Origin of the sequence: Mesorhizobium sp. 1M-11, assembly GCF_001303895.1 — a bacterium.
Taxonomy (GTDB): Bacteria; Pseudomonadota; Alphaproteobacteria; order Rhizobiales; family Rhizobiaceae; genus Mesorhizobium.
In genome coordinates this window covers 1-16,888 of sequence record NZ_LJSD01000041.1, presented here as the reverse complement: position 1 = coordinate 16,888, position 16,888 = coordinate 1, and the positions used below count along the sequence as shown (strand labels likewise).

Below are 16,888 nucleotides of genomic sequence, written 5' to 3'. Positions count from 1 at the left end.
TCAGGCAAAGGGAACGGCAACAGTCCCCTTGGGCAGTTTGGCTTCGTCGTCCGGCTCGACATGGATGGTGACGCGCACCGAGGGGATCTCAGCCTTCAACGCGTCTTCGATGCGGTCGCAGATGACGTGGCTGTCGCCGACCGACATATCCGCGTCGACCACCATGTGAAATTCGATGAAGGTGGCGCGACCGGCGATCCGGGTCCTCAGATCGTGGACCTCCAGCGCTCCCTTGGAATTGGCCGAGATGATGTCGCGGATGCGGATGTGCTCGTCCATGTCGACGGCGCGGTCCATCAGCCCGCTCATCGACGAGCCGATCACATGCCAACCCTGCCACAGGATGTTGAGTGCCACGATGACGGCCAGTGCCGGATCGAGGACGTGCCAGCCGGTGAAGACGGCGCCGACCAGACCGATGAAGACGCCCACGGAGGTGACGACATCGGTCATGATATGCTTGCCGTCGGCGACCAGGGCAGGGGATCGCGCCGAACGGCCGATGCTGATCAGAATCCACGCCCAGATGGCGTTGAGCAGAGTTGCCAGGCCATTGACGGCGAGACCTGTCCATGGCTGCTCCAGCGGAGCCGGGTTCTGCCAGGTGCGCCAGACCTCATTGAGGATCAGCATGGCGGCAACCACGATCAACACGCCTTCCAGCACGGCCGAGAGATATTCCGCCTTGTGATGGCCGAAGGGGTGATCCTGGTCGGCTGGCTTATGGCTGATACGGATCGCCCAGAAGGCGGCGGCAGAAGCGATCACGTTGACGATCGATTCCAGCGCGTCCGAATAGAGCGCAACCGAGCCGGTGATCAGCCAGGCGACCAGCTTCAGGCCAAGAACGGCAAACGCCACCACGATCGACCAGAGAGCGAGCGTGGCGACTTTCCGTTTGATAGCGTCCTTGGCCGTTACTGCTGTCATTTCCGCTTAGGCTGCCTTTTCCTTTGCCTTGCGCGGCAGATGCGCGACGACATTTTCGATCATGCGCATGCCTGCATTGTGACCGAGGGTCATGATCGATTCGGGATGGAATTGCACCGCGGCAATCGGTTCCTTCTTGTGCTCGAACGCCATGATGATGCCATCCTCTGTCTCCGCGGTGACGACAAAACCATCGGGCAGGCGCACCGGGTCGGCAAAGATGGAATGATAGCGGCCGACCGTCACTTCCTTCGGCAGGCCTGAGAAGACGACACCAGGTTTCGAGACCCGGATGCGCGACGGCTTTCCGTGCATGGGAATGGCGAGCTGCCGCAACTCGCCGCCATAGGCTTCGGCGAGTGCCTGCAGGCCAAGGCAGACGCCGAAGATCGGCAATTCTCGTGCTCTCGCCTTCTTGATCGTGGCGGCGCAGTCGAAGTCCTTCGGCGTGCCTGGGCCGGGCGAGAGCACCACCAGATCCGGCTTGAAGCTGTCGAATACTTCTTCCGGCACCGGCGTGCGCACGGTGGAGACATCGGCGCCGGTCTGGCGGAAGTAGTTTGCCAGCGTGTGGACGAAACTGTCCTCGTGGTCGACGAGCAGGATGCGGACACCCTCGCCGACGCGGGCGGTGGCGCGTTCGACGCCGGCGGAGTTGCCGGCCTTGGCGTCACGGATGGCAGAGAGCATGGCGGAGGCCTTCAGTTCGGTTTCGGCTTCTTCTTCCTCGGGAACGGAATCGAACAGCAGCGTGGCGCCGGCGCGCACTTCGGCGATGCCGTCCTTGATGCGAATGGTGCGCAGCGTCAAGCCAGTGTTCATGTCGCCGTTGAAATGCACCATGCCGATGGCGCCGCCATACCAGGCGCGTGGGCTCTTCTCGTTCTGTTCGATGAAGCGCATGGCCCAGAGTTTTGGCGCGCCAGTCACCGTCACCGCCCAGGCGTGCGACAGGAAGGCATCGAAGGCATCCATGCCTTCACGCAGGCGGCCTTCGATATGGTCTACCGTATGAATGAGACGCGAATACATCTCGATCTGGCGTCGGCCGATGACACGCACCGAGCCGGGTTCGCAGACCCTGGACTTGTCGTTGCGGTCGACATCCGAGCACATGGTGAGCTCGGATTCATCCTTCTTGGAATTGAGCAGCTTGAGTATCTGCTCTGAGTCCGAAATGGCGTCGTCACCGCGCTTGATGGTGCCGGAGATCGGGCAGGTCTCGACACGGCGGCCGTTGACGCGCACGAACATCTCCGGTGAAGCGCCGATCAGGTATTCACCTTCACCGAGATTGATGAAAAAGGAATAGGGTGACGGGTTGATGGTCTTGAGGCGGCGCGAGATCTCCGACGGGGCTGTTTCGCAGCGCTCGTAGAACATCTGACCGGGCACGACCTCGAACAGGTCGCCGCGCTTGAAGCTATCCATGGCCCGGCGCACCAGCTTGGCATACTCGCCGGGCTCATGATCGCCGCGTGGTGGGATGCGATCCGCTGGCTTGAAAGGTTCCGTCACCGGTTCGCGCGGCAGGCCCTCGGTCGAAAACCCGTTGCCGGCATAATCGTAGCGGTCGGTCCAGGCCTTGGCGGAATAGTGGTCGACGACCAGGATCTCGTCAGGGAGGAACAGCACGAGGTCGCGCTGGCTTTCCTTGCGCTCCAGCTTGAGATCGACGGGATCGAACTGGAAGGCAAGATCGTAGCCAAAGGCGCCATAGAGGCCAAGATTGCTGTCTTCCGGACTTTTGAACAGTGCGGTGACAGCGCGCAGTACCGTGAAGACCGACGGCATCCGGCTGCGCTCTTCCTCGGTGAACACCCGCCCGGGTTTCGCAACCTCGATCCTGGTCAGCGCCTTGGTGCTCTCTGTGATCGCGATTTCCGCAAGATCGGCCAATGCATTGTTGACCGTCGGCAGAAGAGCCTCGCCGCGAGCGTTGAGCGCTTCGATCTTCATGGCGCGGCCGCGCGAGGAGATGACGAGCGGCGGATCGATGATGGCGGTGTCCCAGCGTGTGTAGCGGCCGGGATATTCGTAGTTGGACGAGAAGACCGCGCCGCGTCGCGCATTCAGCCCGTCGAGATAAGATTCTATCGCGCCCTGATAGGGTGTGTCGTGCCGCTGGCGTGTGATTGCGATGCCGCCGGCAGTCACGAACCGCTCGGCGCCGTTTTCCAGGATTTCCACCGTCATTGCCATCTCCCTGTTCCGCCGCGGTGAGGTCTGGAGGCATTTCTGGAAAACAAAAGGCCGCCGGACTTCTCCTGCGGCCACTCTGGTCTTTCACGCACACGCGTTTCGACAGGCCGCTCCTAGCTGGCCCACCACCAAACGGTCTTGATCGAAAGCATGTTCATGGCGATTTCCTTAGCTGCGAATGGGGGTTCGCGCAACCGGATTTGCACGGCGGCCCCTCACGCAGCGTGAGAGTGTATCTTCGTCGGTCACAGGTGGGTGGGCAAACCGTCACGAGGAGTGAACGAACTCTTCGTTGAAGATGGCCGCAGCCTGAAGGTTGCGCGCCAGCAATGCGTTGCGCGCCGCGTTCACCATTCCTGGCGGCCCGCATAGATAAGCCTCGGTTCCACCATCAAGCGGGATGGTGCGGATTTCATCCAGAGATGCGATCGGATTGCCGACGACCCCCTTCCACTCTTCTCCGGCCCTGTCGGCAGCCAACACCACTTCCAGAGGCAAGGTTTCGGCCAGCGCCTGCAACGTCTCCAACGCATAGGCGTCCTCGGCATCGGCGAAGCCGGCTACCACCGCCAGGGGTGGCGTGGTGCTCGTAGGCTCGATGCTGGAGAGCATCGAGACGATCGGCGCCAAACCGGTGCCACCGGCGACGAAAAGTTTGGGACGAGCAGTCGAGCGCAGGTAGAAGACGCCGAACGGGCCGCGCACGGTGAAGGCATCCTCCGGCTTCGCCCTTTCGTTGAGATAGGTGGACATGGCCCCGCCCGGCAGGTCGCGCACATGCAGCACCTGCTCCTTCTGCGAGGGTGGGTTTGCCATTGAAAAGCGACGCGGACCATCCATGCCGGGAAAGCGGACTTCGACATACTGGCCGGGCAGGAAGGCCAGCGGAAACTGGAGCCGGTAGCGGATTTCCCAAACCGAGCGCGAAGCACGGGTGAAAGTGTTGATCTTGGCGCGTCGCAGGGAGGGGGGCGTCACGTCGGTACGCTGATACGGCAAGTGGAGGGCCATGCCCGGCTCCGCCGAGGTGATGCAGAGCAAGACTTCATTGCCGTCGGCATCGCGCGCTATGCAGGTGCGGCATGTTCCTTCCCGGCAGTTGCTGGCCAGCAGGTTACCGGCTTTCTCGGCCGAGGTGAGAATGGACTGGCCGTCGACCGGCGGGAAGTGCATCGCCTCGCCGTCGGAAAAGACGAGGCGGATATGATCCCGGTTGTCCATCAGAAATCGTCGGAGACGTAGCCGGTGGAAAGCCCGTCAATGCTGACCACATTGTTGGCGAGACGATAGGCCTCGATCTCGTCCTCGCTCTGGCCACCCGCCCATTTCACCAGCTCGTCTCGCTCCTGCATTTCGCCGACGACGGGGATACTCCAGCCGCAGGAGGTCGCGACGCTCTCGACATGGAGCCGGAAGAGCTGGCGCACGCCGGGCAGGTCGGGGTACGGCGCACGCAGGGCTGGCCATTCGGGATGATCGGGCCGGATCAAATCGGCCTTGCCATACAGGCGCAAGGTCATGGCTTTGCCTGAAAAGGCGCAGAACATCATGGTCATGCGTCCGTTCTCGGTGACGTGAGCGGCGGTCTCGTTGCCCGAGCCGGTCAGATCGAGATAGGTCACGGTGCGCTCGTCCAGGACCCGCAGCGTGTCGAGCCCTTTCGGCGACAGGTTCACGCGGCCATCCTGCGGTGCCGTCGCGACAAAGAACAGTTTCTGCGCCTCGATGAAGGCCCGCATGTCGTCGGGGATGGTACGCCAACCCAGTCCCATGGTTCTCTCCTCACCACATCATGAAGGAAGCGACGTCCGCATCGGCGACCTTGCCGGCCATGACGTCGGCGATCGCCCGGTCGACGATGGCGACGCCTTCGGCAGCCTCGTCCTCTGTCAGCGTCAGCGGCGGCATGAACTCCAGCACGTTGGCCTTCAGGCCGACATAGGTCAGGGCCGCGCCCAATTCGTAGCAGCGGTAAATGATCTTGGCCGTGGTGGTCGCCGGCACGGGTTCGCGTGTGGCGCGGTCCACGACCAGGTCGACACCGACGGCGAGGCCGCGGCCGCGCACTTCGCCGATGATCTCGTGCCGGTCGGCCAGCGTGCGCAGACCGTCGGCGAAGAGTTTGCCGATGCGGGCGGAACGTTCCGCCAGATGCTCGTCCTCGATCGCCTTTAGCACCGCGCCGCCGGCCGCCGTTGCGACAGGGTTGCCGGCGGTGGTCAGCAGCGCGAAGGCCGGTGCGTGATCCATGATCTCCCTCGGCCCGACCACGGCCGACAATGGCAAGCCGCCGCCCAGCGCCTTGCCGAACACGACCATGTCGGGTGCCAGGCCTTCATGCTCGAAGCAATGAATGAGGCCGCTGCGGGCCAGGCCGACCTTGACCTCGTCGACGACGATCCTGATGCCATGCCGGCGGCAGCGCTCCTGCAGTGCCTTCAGGAAGCCGGGCGGCGGTACGATCAGGCCACCGTCGGACATCAGTGGCTCGATGAAGACAGCCGCGACCTGATCGGGCGGACAGGTGGTCTCGAACTGATAGTCGAGCATCGACAGCACGGCCTCGGCACTGAAGCGCGGCCGGTAAGGATCGGGGTAGGGGAGCAACAGCACGCCAGGTCTCGGCAGTGTGTGGGTCATGGCGGTGTGGCCGCTGATGCCCATCGAGCCCGACAGGTTGCCGTGGTAGGAACCGATAAAGGAAATGAACCGCGGCCTGCCGGTTGCCGCCGCCAATACGCGCAATGCGCAGTCGTTGGCGTCGGACCCGGAATGGCCGAACCAGACCCGGCGATCGCCTTCGCCGGGCGTGATTGCCAGCAGCTTTTCGGCCAGGGAGACGGCGGGTTCATTGGGATAGAGCAGCAGGCTGGCGCCCGCCATGTTGCGGATGGACTTCTCTACAGCCTCGACGATGGCGGGATGACCATAGCCCAGCAGCGCGGGGCCAGCCGAGCCGGACAGGTCGAGCACCTCGCGACCACCTTCCTCGATCAGCCGGTTACCGCGGCCGCCGACGAGCGAAAGCGGCGAGAAGCGCAGCCGGCCGATTTCGGCGATCGCGCGAGCGTCGCGTTCCCGCAGGCCAAGATTGGTCATGTCTGAGCGTCCTGGATGCGTGCGAGCGCCGCGGCCATTCTTCCGGCCCACTCCTCGACGCCGGTCTCGTTGGCCAGCAGATCCTGCCGGATCTCGACCAGCGCCGCCTCGATGCCACGCCGGTCGCCATGGATCGGAACGGCGTAGTCGGCATCGTCGCTGATCACGTAGGGGACATTGGGCGCGACGTTGAGCGACGGGTCGAGACGCAGCCCCTCTATGATCGCTTCGCCCAGCCCGGTGGCCCGGTCATAAAGCACGCCAGCGTGCCAGGGGCGTCTTTCGCCGAGGAAAACAGGCGTGAAGGAATGGATCGTGACGATGCGCGTCGACCGCCCGGCGGCCTGGCGGGTATCGAGATGGCGCGCAACCTCGTCGTGAAACGGCGTGAACATAACTGCAGCGCGCCGTGTCCGCTCGATTTCGTCCAGGCCTGCATTTCCGGGAATGTCGGTGTCTTCGGAGCGCGTGGGAATGCTGCCCTCCGAACCAAGAGGCCGATTGAGGTCGATAAGCAGGCGCGAGTAGTTGCTGAGGAAGGCAGGTGCGTCCAGTTGCGCCGACAAACGTCGGGTCACTTCTGCCGCGCCGATATCCCAGGCGATGTGACGCTGCAGATGCGGCGCCTCCAGACCCAGCCCGTGGTAGCGGGCCGGCATGTGATTGGAAGCGTGTTCGCACAGAAGCACGATACCGGAACGGCCGTCCTCGTTGAGCACCTCGACGGCCTGCGGCCAGTCGTGTTCGGGTTCGGCATCCATATTCAGTAGAGCTTTCGATACAGGTCACATACGCCGACAGGATCAAGACCCGCGAGACGCTCGACTTCATGGCGTTTGACGCCGACAAAGGTCTCCACGAAGGCTGGCGCGAACCAGCCGGTGACGGTCTCGTCGGCGAGCAAGGCATCCACCGCTGCAGGAAGGCTCTCCGGCAATCGTTTCAGACCAAGCTTCCCCTTTTCCGCCTCGGTCATCTGTTCGGGGTCGCCCGTGACAAGCGGCGGCGTGGCGAGACCAGCTTTGATGCCCTCCAGCCCGGCGCGTACGATGGCCGCCATGGACAAATACGGGTTGGCGGTTGCATCTGCGGCGCGATATTCGATGTTGTACTGCCGCGCCGGATCGCGCCCGCCAATCGTTACGGTTGGGCAGATGCGCAGCGAGGCTTCGCGGTCGCGGTCAGCGAGCCACGTATAGGAAGAGCTCCAGCTGTGCGGCTTCAGCCGGTAGTAGGAAGGCACGCTCGACGCCGTGAGCACGGTGATTGCCGGCAAATGTTTCAGCACGCCGGCGCAGAAGGCGCCCGCAATGTCTGACAGGCCGCCTGGCTTGCCGGCGTCATAGGTCGCAGGCTTGCCGGAGGCGTCGGTGAAGCTGAAGTGGATATGCACACCGTTGCCGACCCCATCCGGCACGGATTTCGGCGCGAAGGTCGCATGCCAGCCGTTGTTGCGGGCGATTTCGCGGGTGATCTCGCGGATCGCCACCGCCCGATCGGCGGCCGCGAGTGCATCGGCCGGGGCATGCGTGACTTCGAACTGCTCATCGCCGAACTCGGCGATTATGACCTCCGGTGCGACGCCGGCATCCTCCAGCGCCGCCATGAGCGTCGGCGCGAAGGGATCGGCACGCCGCAGCGCTGCGAACGACAGCGAATGGGCAGGTGCGAAATCGGCACCGGAAATCTGGAATTCCTGCTCGAAAGCGCCCGTGAGGCTGAGACCGGTCGCGGCCTTCAGCTCGGCCAGCGCATCGATCAACATGGTGCGTGTGCAACCGAGCCATGGCGTTCCATCGAGTTCGACGATGTTGCCTGCCACCATGTCGAACGGCGTGGCCGAACCGGTCAGTGCGGTGCGGAAGCGTGCCTTGAGATCGGGAACGAGGCGCAGGTCGCCCGAAGAGCCCCACGGATTGGGCACGACGATGGAGTTGAACGGCGTAAGCGACAGATTCGCCTGCAGCCACCCGACGCCGGTGGCGGCAACCTTGTCCAGGCGGCTTTCGGTGACCGAACGGCCGCGTGTGATCGCTGCGAGGTCTGTCGTGACGACGGCGACGAGGGCTTCGACAGGCGTCGTCATGCGGCCTTCCCCATCGCTTCGATGCGGGCCACGGCGGTCTCGGTATCGGTGACCCAGCAATAGCCCCCGAACGCTTTCAGCGCGATGTCATGGCGTTCCTGCGTGCGGGTGGCGCAGGCATCCGACACGCAGGTGACGAGATAGCCGCGATCGGCGGCATCGCGCACCGTCATGTCGACGCATTGGTCGGTGAGGACGCCGACCACGATGAGGTATCGAATGCCAAGGTTCTTCAGCAGGTAATCGACATTGGTCGAGTTGAAGATGCCGGAGGAGGTCTTGGGCAGCATGATTTCATCGCCGACCGGAGCGAGGGGCGCTATCGGCAGGCCCTCCGGCAGGCTCGGTGGAACATGGATGGGAGTAAGCTTGTGGTCGAGCGATCGGTCGCGGCCGTCCTCGGTCAGGCTCTGGATGATGGTGTGCAGCACCTCGACGCCATTGGCACGGGCCGCCTTCAGCAGCCGTTGCTGGTTGGGGATCGTCTCGGTCGCCGTCTGGCGGTAGAAATAGTCTTCCGGGCCAAGTTCCGGATGGTCAGGGTCGGCACCTGGTTCCAACCAGATCCGCTGCATATCGACGAGCAGCAGCGCGGTTTCGCCGCGGCGAAACGGTTCGTCGCGCCTGGGAAGGGATTGGATCATGATCTGCGGTCCTGCCTTGCTGATTTCGGTCCGGGGGTTGTCCTGACGCCATCCTGCGACGGCTCATTGTCGAGGGTGACGGCGTTGGCGTGCCGCACGTCCTCCAGCCGCTCGATGCGGGCGCGGCCGTCATCCCCCAGCGTCGAGAGGATATGGGCGGTGAGCGCTTCCATCTGGGCGATGGCCGGCGCCAGCGTGTCGTATGGAGACGCGACTTCGAGCGGGCTGACGATGGTCGTCTCCGCGAATTCCGCGACCGGCGACAGCCATTGGTCGGTGAACAGAACGATACGCACGTCGCGCGCGGCGGCCTGCCGGGCAAAGGAGACGACATCGAGCTGGTAGCGGCGATAGTCGAAAACGACGAGCACGTCCTTGCGTCCAAGGTCGGCGAGGATATCGAAGGACTGGCTGGAAAGGACGCCGATGTCGCGAACGCTCGGTCGGAACTGCAGGAGGTACCCGGCGAACATGCCCGCGACATGACGGCTGAAACGGCCGCCGACGAGCACGACCTCGCCCCTGGCCTCCATGATGAGGCGCGCGGTACGATCGTAAGTGGTCAGCGGCGTGATACTCGTGGCCTTTCCCATCGCCTCGTTCACCGAGGCGAGATAGGCGAGAATAGGGTTGTCTTCCGAGCCGGATGGACGCTTGGCTTCCATCATCAGCAGCGGCGAATGCAGCCTCGCTTCGACTTCCGCCAGCAGCTTTGCCTGGAAGTCGGGATAGCCGTCATAGCCGAGCTTCATTGCCAGCCGGACCACGGTAGGGTCGCTGACGCCTGCTCGGCGGGCGAGACTTGAAGCGCTGCCGAGGCCGGCGCCCGGATAGTCCGTGAGCAGCAGGCGCACGATCTTCTCCTCGGAAGGAGTCAGCGCCAGATCCTGCCGCATCAGAACATCGCGTATCGCCATCTGCCTCCCCTGGCCGTTCTTTTTATCGTTGCAGAGTTTATTACAGAAACGGAATTATCGGTCAACAATGAAGAAATATTGACATCGCTTCCGATGTCGTCTTAGCTGATGGGGAAGCAGCGACAGACTGTGGGGAACGACGAATGAAGAACGGCGATGACATCATCATCGTGGGCGCGGGGATCGTAGGATCCAGCGCGGCGATGCATCTTGCTGGCGAGGGCGCGCGCGTAACGCTCATCGAGCAGACACATCCTGCAGGAGGGCCTTCCGGAAAGTCATCGGCGCTCCTCCATGCTTTCTATCTGATGCCGGAATTGTCGCAGCTTGCCATTCGGGGGCGGGAGATCCTGGTTGCGCTTCCGGAGATCGCGCAGGAGGGATCCTTCGTGACGCAGGTCGGTATGATGTGGGTTTGTGGCGAGGAGAATGCCGCAGGCTGGTCAGCTGCCGCAGAACGCATCCGCGACGAAGGCGCTCGAATGGAGACGCTGACCCCGACCGAATTCGCCGCCGAGGCGCCCGACTTTTCCACCGATGGCGTGGCGCTTGCCATCTGGGAACCGGAATATGGCTATGCCGATGCCTTCGGAGCCACCAACGCGATAGCCCGCGCGGCGCGTGCTCGCGGTGCCCGGATCCTGCAGAACACCCCGGTTGCCAGACTGCTGCGCAGGGGCGATCGGATCGCCGGTGTCATGCTCGCCGATGGAACCGTGCTCGAAGCCGACACGGTCATCCTGGCTGCCGGGCCATGGACACGTCGCCTGCTCGCGACGGTTTCACTCGACCTGCCGCTGCATGTGGAGCGCCATCCGATGGCCGTGCTGAATGCCAACGGCAAGGCGCGCCAGGTCATGCCGTGGGCCTGGTGCGACGACATCTCCCGCAACTATGCCAGGCCCGACAATGACGGCGTGATCCTCGCCGGCACCTGGGCCGGCGGCGGTACCGGGATGCGGCACGAAGAGACCATCCGACCGCGACTGGTCGAGGATCCCGATACCTACATGGAGGGTGTCGAGGAGGCCGAGTCCGTCGATATCCTCGAGACCTTCGCCTCCCGTGTCCCGGCGATGATGGAACTCGGAATCAGGCCCGGCTACGCCGGTCTATACGACATGAGCCCCGACGACCTGCCGGTGATCGGCGCGATGCCGGGTGTTGAAGGGCTGATCGTTTCGGCGGGGTCGTCCGGACATGGCTTCAAGACCGGGCCGGCGGTGGGCGAGGCCATCGGCAAGCTCGCGCTCCATGGAGTACAACCCATCCTGGCGCCATTCTCTCCGCTCCGTTTTGGGGCCTTGTGATGGCGGTCATGACGATGGAGCGCAGCTCGGCTCGTTCGATCCTGCCGGCGGCATTCCGCAATGCCGGCGTGGATGCGCTGGCGATGATCGCTGCGCTGGTGCTTGCGGCCCTGGCGATCTACCTGTTCGGCAATGCCGCCATGCAGCGTGTGGTCACCTATGCGGCGATCATGCTGACGGCGGTGCTCGGCCTGCAGATATTCTCCGGCAACACCGGTATCGTTTCCTTCGGCCATGCCGCCTTCGTCGGGCTGGGCGCCTATGCCACAGGCATCTTGACCATGCCCGCAGCCCTGCAACGCACCGCTCTGCGCGACCTGCCGCAGTTCCTGGCCGGGCACGAGATGTCTTTCTTCGCGGCGCTCACGGTGGTGTTGGTGTTGGCCATGTTGATCGGCCTGATCACGGGCATGCCTTTGTTCAGGCTCTCCGGATCGAGTGCTTCGATCGCCACGCTCGCCCTGCTCATCATCGTCTACACATTGTTGGTCGCGGGACGCGAGATCACCCGGGGTAGCCAACCTTTCTATGGTGTCCCGCGCGAGGTCGGTTTGTGGACTGCTGTCGCGGTCGCAGCCTTGGCGATCGTGGCGGCGCGGCTATTCAGGGAGACGTCCTTCGGCCTTGCCGCACGCGCGGCTGCCGACGATGAGCGCGGTGCCGCTGCCGTCGGCGTCGACCATCGCGTAGCGCGGCTGGCTGCATGGGTTCTGGGCGCCGTGGCCGCGGCCGCCGCCGGCGCCATGATGGCGCAGTTCCTCGGTGCCTTCTCGCCCAAGGATTTCTATTTCGACTTCGGTTTCACCATGCTCGCCATGCTGATCGTCGGCGGCATGACGTCTTCACTCGGTGCATTCGCCGGCGTCGTCGTGACGGTTCTCGTGGTCGAGGTGGTGCGCCGTTTCGAGGGGGGCGGCGTCATATTGGGCCTGCAGATGCCCGTGTTGTTCGGCCTTACGCAAGGGGTCCTGGCGGTGGCCATGATCCTCGTCATCTGGCGGCGTCCGACGGGCCTGTTCGGAGACCACGAGCTCAACCTGCTGCGTCGTCCAGGCATGACGAAAGGAAATCCAGTCAAACTGGCGGCGGACGCTGCTCCGGCGCGTGCCGAAGGCGGCCCGATCTCGGTCGAGAAGCTGTCGCGCCGCTATGCCGGCGTGGTGGCGGTCGATGATGTGACGCTAACCTTCCAGCCCGACAGCATCACCGGCATCATCGGCCCGAACGGTGCGGGCAAGACGACGCTGCTCAACATGATCGCGGGCGACGTCACGCCAAGTTCCGGTACTGTTTCGGTGGGCGTGCCGGCCCGGCCGGCAAGCGCTTTCCGCTTCGCCCGCGCCGGCATCGCCCGCACCTTCCAGAACATTCGGGTCTTTCCGCGCATGACGGTGCTCGAAAACGTTGTCGTGGCTGCACGCGAGGTCGAGCCTGGCCTGGCGGCCGCCGAGGCCGCCGCACGGCATGAGCTCGCACGCATGGGGCTGGAGGCTTTTGCAGATCGGCCAGCGGCCAGTCTCGCCTATGGCCAGCGCCGTCGGCTGGAGGTGGCGCGTGCGCTGGCACTCAAGCCGCGCTTCCTGCTGCTCGACGAGCCGGCAGCCGGCATGAACGCGGTGGAAACAGCCGAGCTTGTGTCGATCCTGGCCGCGGTGCGCAGCGAACGGCATATCGGCGTGATCCTTATCGAGCATGACATGCGACTGGTGATGAACCTGTGCGAGCGCATCGTCGTGGTCGATCGCGGTCGCGTGATCGCCGACGGCACACCGGCAGAAGTGCAGAACAACCCTGCGGTCGTGGCCGCCTATCTTGGCAGTCGCACGGCACGCGCCCGCCAGGGAAACGACGTCCAATGAACAAGAACAACCGGACACCCAGTGGGAGAACTCAAATGAGCCAAATACGAAATCGATCAGTATTACTCGCAGCCATATCCGCCATCGCCGTCGTGACAGCCGCGCCGGTTTTCGCGGAAGAAATCATCATCGGCGCCGCCACCGCCCAGACGGGCGGACTTGCGCCCTATGACCAGCCCGCGCTGGCCGGTTTGCGCATGGCGATCGACGAGCTGAATGCCAAGGGCGGCCTTGCCGGCAAATACAAGGTCAACCTGATCATCAAGGACACACGCAGCGATACCGCGCAGACGGCCACAGTTACGCAGGAACTGATCGACGCCGGCGCCAAGATCATGATCACGCCCTGCGACGCCGACCCATCGATCTCGGCCGGCCAGCTCACTCAGCCGCTCGGTATCCCGTCGTTGACGCTGTGTGGCTCGGCACCGGTGCTGACCCAGGCGGTCGGCGACGTGATGTTCGGCACCTATCCGGCCGACAATCTGCAAGCGACCGCCGTCGCGGACTTCGCCATTGCCGAAGGCAAGCGCAAGGTCTTCCTGCTGACATCGCCCGACGCGACCTATGTCGCCAACCTGCCGGAGTATTTCGGCAAGGTCTTCGAGAAGAAGGGCGGCAAGATCGTCGGACGCGGCACCTTCACGATGAACCAGCCGGACTTCTCGGCCGAGATCACCAACATCAAGGGCCTGGCCGAGCAACCCGATCTGATCATGACGGCAGCCTATGAGCCCGACTTTCCGGCCTTCATCCAGCAATTGCGCGGCGCCGGCATCACCATCCCCGTCTACGGCGCAGATGCGATAGGTACCCCGACCATCAAGGCGCTCGGCAAACTAGTCGACGGTGTCGTCTACACCGCTGCCGGTTATCCGGAGGCAGGCAGCAAGCTTGAAGCCTTCAACGCCGCCTTCGCCAAGCATGCCGGCCATGCGCCGGAATCGACCTACGAGGTCAATGGCTATGAGATCGGCCTGATCCTGGACCAGGCGGTGAAGACGGCCGGTTCGGATGATCCCAAGGCGATCCGCGACGCCATCGCCAATCTCAAGGACTTCGAAGGCATCACCGGCAAGATAACCTATGCCGGCACCGACCGCATGCCGCTGCGACCAGTGGTGCTTATGCGCTACGAAGGCGGGGAGCCGAAATATGTCGAAACCGTCGTGCCGGCCGCGGCCGACGTTCCGGCTCCGTGATGCCATGCTGAGCGTCGAAGCCCTCAGGATCCGATACGGCGAGGTCGAGGCGGTGCGCCGTGTCGACCTCACGGTTGGCGCCGGAGAGATCGTCGCGCTTGTCGGCGCCAACGGCGCCGGCAAGAGCTCGACGCTCGGCGCCGTCGCGGGGCTGATACCGGCTGCCGGCGGCAGGGTGCTGCTCGAGGGCAACGACATCACCGGTATGCCGGCCGAGGCGATCGCACGTCGCGGCGTGGCGCTGGTGCCGGAGGGGCGGCGCATTTTCGCAAGCCTGACCGTGGCCGAGAATCTGCGTCTTGGCGGCGCGGTGCACCAGACCGCTTCCGAGGCGAAAGCGCGGGAAGAGGAGATGCTCGAGCTCTTTCCCATCCTGCGCCGGTATCATCAGGTGAAGGGTGGAAACCTTTCCGGCGGCGAGCAGCAGATGTTGGCGATCGCGCGCGCGCTCATGGCGCGGCCTAAGCTCATCCTGCTCGACGAACCGTCGCTCGGGCTCGCCCCTCAAATCATCGACACGGTATTCGACCTTATCGCGCAGCTCCGCAGCAACGGGCTGACGGTGCTTCTGGTCGAGCAGAACGTCGCGCTCGCACTCGAGATCGCCGACCGCGCCACGGTGCTCGCCAATGGCGAAGTCGCTTTGACAGGCACGGCCGCCGAACTCGCCAGTTCCGATCTCGTGCGGCAAGCCTATCTCGGAGCCTGATCATGATCGCGCAGCAGATTATCAATGCAGTGAGCCTCGGTGGCGTCTATGCGCTGCTTGCGCTCGGACTGGCCATCGTGTTTTCCATCGTCGGGCTGATCAACTTCGCCCATGGCGAGCTGATGACGTTGACGGGTTATGTACTGCTGGCAGCCCTCATTGCCGGTGTGCCGTTCCCAGCAGCCGTGCTGCTCGCCGTCATTTGCGCGGCGGTTGCGGCGGTGGCCATGGAGCGTATTGCCTTTCGGCCGATGCGCGGCGCCAGTGTGACCAGCCTTCTTCTGACCAGTTTCGCCGTTTCGGGCCTGCTCAAGGTCATCTTCCAGAACGGCGTATCGGCGCGCCCGCAAGCGGTCGCCATACCGAGCTGGATGACGGGCGCTTTCTCGATAGGTGATTTCACCATCGGCGTCGGTCCGACGATTTCGATCGTCGTCTCTATCCTGGCGCTGATCGCGCTGGAGTTCTTCCTGAGGCGCACCGTGACTGGTACGGCCATGCGCGCGGCAGCGGAGGATTTCGATGTCGTGCGGCTGATGGGCATACCCGCCAATCGCATCATTGCCACCGCTTTCCTGTTGTCGGGCTTGCTTGCCGGCCTTGCAGCAATGCTGTGGGTGGCAAGCCGCGCGTCGGTCGACCCGCTGATGGGCTTCACGCCGGTGCTCAAGGCCTTCATAGCTGCCGTGGTCGGTGGATTGGGAAGCCTGCCGGGAGCCGTGGCCGGCGGTTTCCTCCTCGGTGTCATCGAAGTCCTTCTGCAGGCGACGCTGCCCGCTGCGATCGCGCCTTACCGCGACGCCATCGTGCTGTCGGGTGTCATCGCGGTGCTGCTGATCCGGCCGCAGGGACTTATCCCGGCGGTGCGCGTGCAGAGAAGCTGAGGTCCGCTGGCAGCGTACGCCAAGCAGGAATCGGCAGCTTTCTCGAGTTGGACGAGCGAACCGGGTCTGGGCAACGGCACCTGCTCCACATCGAGGCCGAACGCCAAGCGTCGGCGCAAGAACAAGGGAGACCGCGGCATGACCGCAGCCAAGCTGAACATCGTTCCGTTCGTGAGCGTCGATTCCATGATGAAGCTGGTGCTGGCCATCGGCGTCGAACGCTTCCTGACCGAGCTGGCCACCTATATCGAAGAGGACTTCCGCCGCTGGGAGCTGTTCGACAAGACGCCGCGCGTCGCCTCGCACAGCCATGATGGCGTCATCGAACTGATGCCGACCAGCGACGGCCATCTCTACGGCTTCAAATATGTCAACGGCCACCCGAAGAACACGCGCGAGGGCCTGCAGACGGTGACCGCTTTCGGCGTGCTTGCCGATGTCGGCTCCGGCTATCCGATGCTGCTCACCGAAATGACCATCCTGACGGCGCTGCGCACCGCAGCCACGTCGGCGCTCGTTGCAAAGTACCTGGCGCCGAAGGGTGCCCGCACCATGACCATCATCGGCAATGGCGCGCAGTCGGAGTTCCAGGCGATCGCCTTCAAGGCCATCACCGGCATCGACAGGCTGCGCCTTTACGACATCGATGCGTCGGCCTCGCGGCGTTGTGCGAAGAACCTCGCCGGCATGGGTTTCGACATCACCATCTGCGCTTCCGGCCAGGAAGCGGTGGAGGGCGCGGAGATCATCACCACGGTGACCGCCGACAAGCAGTATGCGACGATCCTGACCGACAACATGGTGGGCTCGGGCGTGCACATCAATGCGGTCGGCGGCGACTGTCCCGGCAAGACCGAGCTGCATCGCGACATCCTGCTGCGTTCCGATATCTTCGTGGAGTTCCCGCCGCAGACGCGCATCGAGGGCGAGATCCAGCAGCTGGATGGCGATCATCCGGTGACCGAGCTGTGGCAGGTGATGGCAGGCAAGGCGGCGGGCCGGACCAGCGACAAGCAGATCACGCTGTTCGACTCGGTCGGCTTTGC

Annotated in this window: 15 protein-coding genes; 6 read left to right on the top strand and 9 right to left on the bottom strand. The window is 64.0% G+C overall.

What is annotated here, in order from left to right; translation table 11 throughout:
• The 9 genes from AO692_RS17965 to AO692_RS17925 all read right to left on the bottom strand — a co-directional run bounded on the left by AO692_RS17965 (position 1) and on the right by AO692_RS17925 (position 9,878).
• A complete protein-coding gene (locus AO692_RS17965) occupies positions 1-930 on the bottom strand; it encodes a cation diffusion facilitator family transporter (RefSeq protein ID WP_054311432.1) in 930 nt (309 codons plus the stop codon).
• 6 nt (positions 931-936) lie between these two features.
• Positions 937-3,126, bottom strand: coding sequence for an anthranilate synthase (locus AO692_RS17960; RefSeq protein WP_054311431.1), 2,190 nt, complete (start codon positions 3,124-3,126; stop codon positions 937-939).
• Between the two features lie 273 nt (positions 3,127-3,399).
• Positions 3,400-4,353 (bottom strand): 2Fe-2S iron-sulfur cluster binding domain-containing protein, encoded by a 954-nt coding sequence (locus AO692_RS17955; RefSeq protein ID WP_054311430.1) that lies wholly within the window; start codon positions 4,351-4,353, stop codon positions 3,400-3,402.
• Positions 4,353-4,904, bottom strand: a complete 552-nt coding sequence (locus AO692_RS17950; protein ID WP_054311429.1) for a pyridoxamine 5'-phosphate oxidase family protein — start codon at positions 4,902-4,904, stop codon at positions 4,353-4,355. Before AO692_RS17950 ends, AO692_RS17955 begins: the two co-directional genes overlap by 1 nt.
• 10 nt (positions 4,905-4,914) lie before the next feature.
• Positions 4,915-6,231, bottom strand: coding sequence for an aspartate aminotransferase family protein (locus tag AO692_RS17945; RefSeq protein WP_054311428.1), 1,317 nt, complete (start codon positions 6,229-6,231; stop codon positions 4,915-4,917).
• Positions 6,228-6,992: an N-formylglutamate amidohydrolase gene (locus tag AO692_RS17940; RefSeq protein WP_054311427.1), complete on the bottom strand. Its 765-nt coding sequence runs from the start codon at positions 6,990-6,992 to the stop codon at positions 6,228-6,230. The genes AO692_RS17945 and AO692_RS17940 overlap by 4 nt, the downstream gene beginning before the upstream one ends.
• 2 nt (positions 6,993-6,994) lie before the next feature.
• Positions 6,995-8,317, bottom strand: a complete 1,323-nt coding sequence (locus AO692_RS17935; RefSeq protein WP_054311426.1) for a glutamine synthetase family protein — start codon at positions 8,315-8,317, stop codon at positions 6,995-6,997.
• Positions 8,314-8,961 (bottom strand): isochorismatase family cysteine hydrolase, encoded by a 648-nt coding sequence (locus AO692_RS17930; protein ID WP_054311425.1) that lies wholly within the window; start codon positions 8,959-8,961, stop codon positions 8,314-8,316. The genes AO692_RS17935 and AO692_RS17930 overlap by 4 nt, the downstream gene beginning before the upstream one ends.
• Positions 8,958-9,878, bottom strand: a complete 921-nt coding sequence (locus tag AO692_RS17925; RefSeq protein WP_054311424.1) for a MurR/RpiR family transcriptional regulator — start codon at positions 9,876-9,878, stop codon at positions 8,958-8,960. The genes AO692_RS17930 and AO692_RS17925 overlap by 4 nt, the downstream gene beginning before the upstream one ends.
• Before the next feature lie 143 nt (positions 9,879-10,021).
• Here AO692_RS17925 and AO692_RS17920 point away from each other — a divergent pair, with 143 nt between their 5' ends.
• The 6 genes from AO692_RS17920 to AO692_RS17895 form a co-directional block, all read left to right on the top strand.
• Positions 10,022-11,188 carry an FAD-binding oxidoreductase gene (locus AO692_RS17920; protein WP_054311423.1) on the top strand — a complete coding sequence of 389 codons (1,167 nt, stop codon included), beginning with the start codon at positions 10,022-10,024 and terminating at the stop codon, positions 11,186-11,188.
• Entirely contained in the window at positions 11,188-13,047 is a 1,860-nt protein-coding gene (locus AO692_RS17915) for a branched-chain amino acid ABC transporter ATP-binding protein/permease (protein WP_054311422.1), read from the top strand. Before AO692_RS17920 ends, AO692_RS17915 begins: the two co-directional genes overlap by 1 nt.
• Positions 13,048-13,082: 35 nt before the next feature.
• Positions 13,083-14,249, top strand: a complete 1,167-nt coding sequence (locus tag AO692_RS17910; RefSeq protein WP_054311421.1) for an ABC transporter substrate-binding protein — start codon at positions 13,083-13,085, stop codon at positions 14,247-14,249.
• 4 nt (positions 14,250-14,253) lie between these two features.
• Positions 14,254-14,958 carry an ABC transporter ATP-binding protein gene (locus tag AO692_RS17905; RefSeq protein ID WP_054311464.1) on the top strand — a complete coding sequence of 235 codons (705 nt, stop codon included), beginning with the start codon at positions 14,254-14,256 and terminating at the stop codon, positions 14,956-14,958.
• 2 nt (positions 14,959-14,960) lie between these two features.
• Positions 14,961-15,842: a branched-chain amino acid ABC transporter permease gene (locus AO692_RS17900; protein ID WP_054311420.1), complete on the top strand. Its 882-nt coding sequence runs from the start codon at positions 14,961-14,963 to the stop codon at positions 15,840-15,842.
• Positions 15,843-15,980: 138 nt separating this feature from the next.
• Positions 15,981-16,888, top strand: a 908-nt coding sequence (locus AO692_RS17895) for an ornithine cyclodeaminase (protein ID WP_054309497.1), incomplete at its 3' end; no start/stop codon positions are given.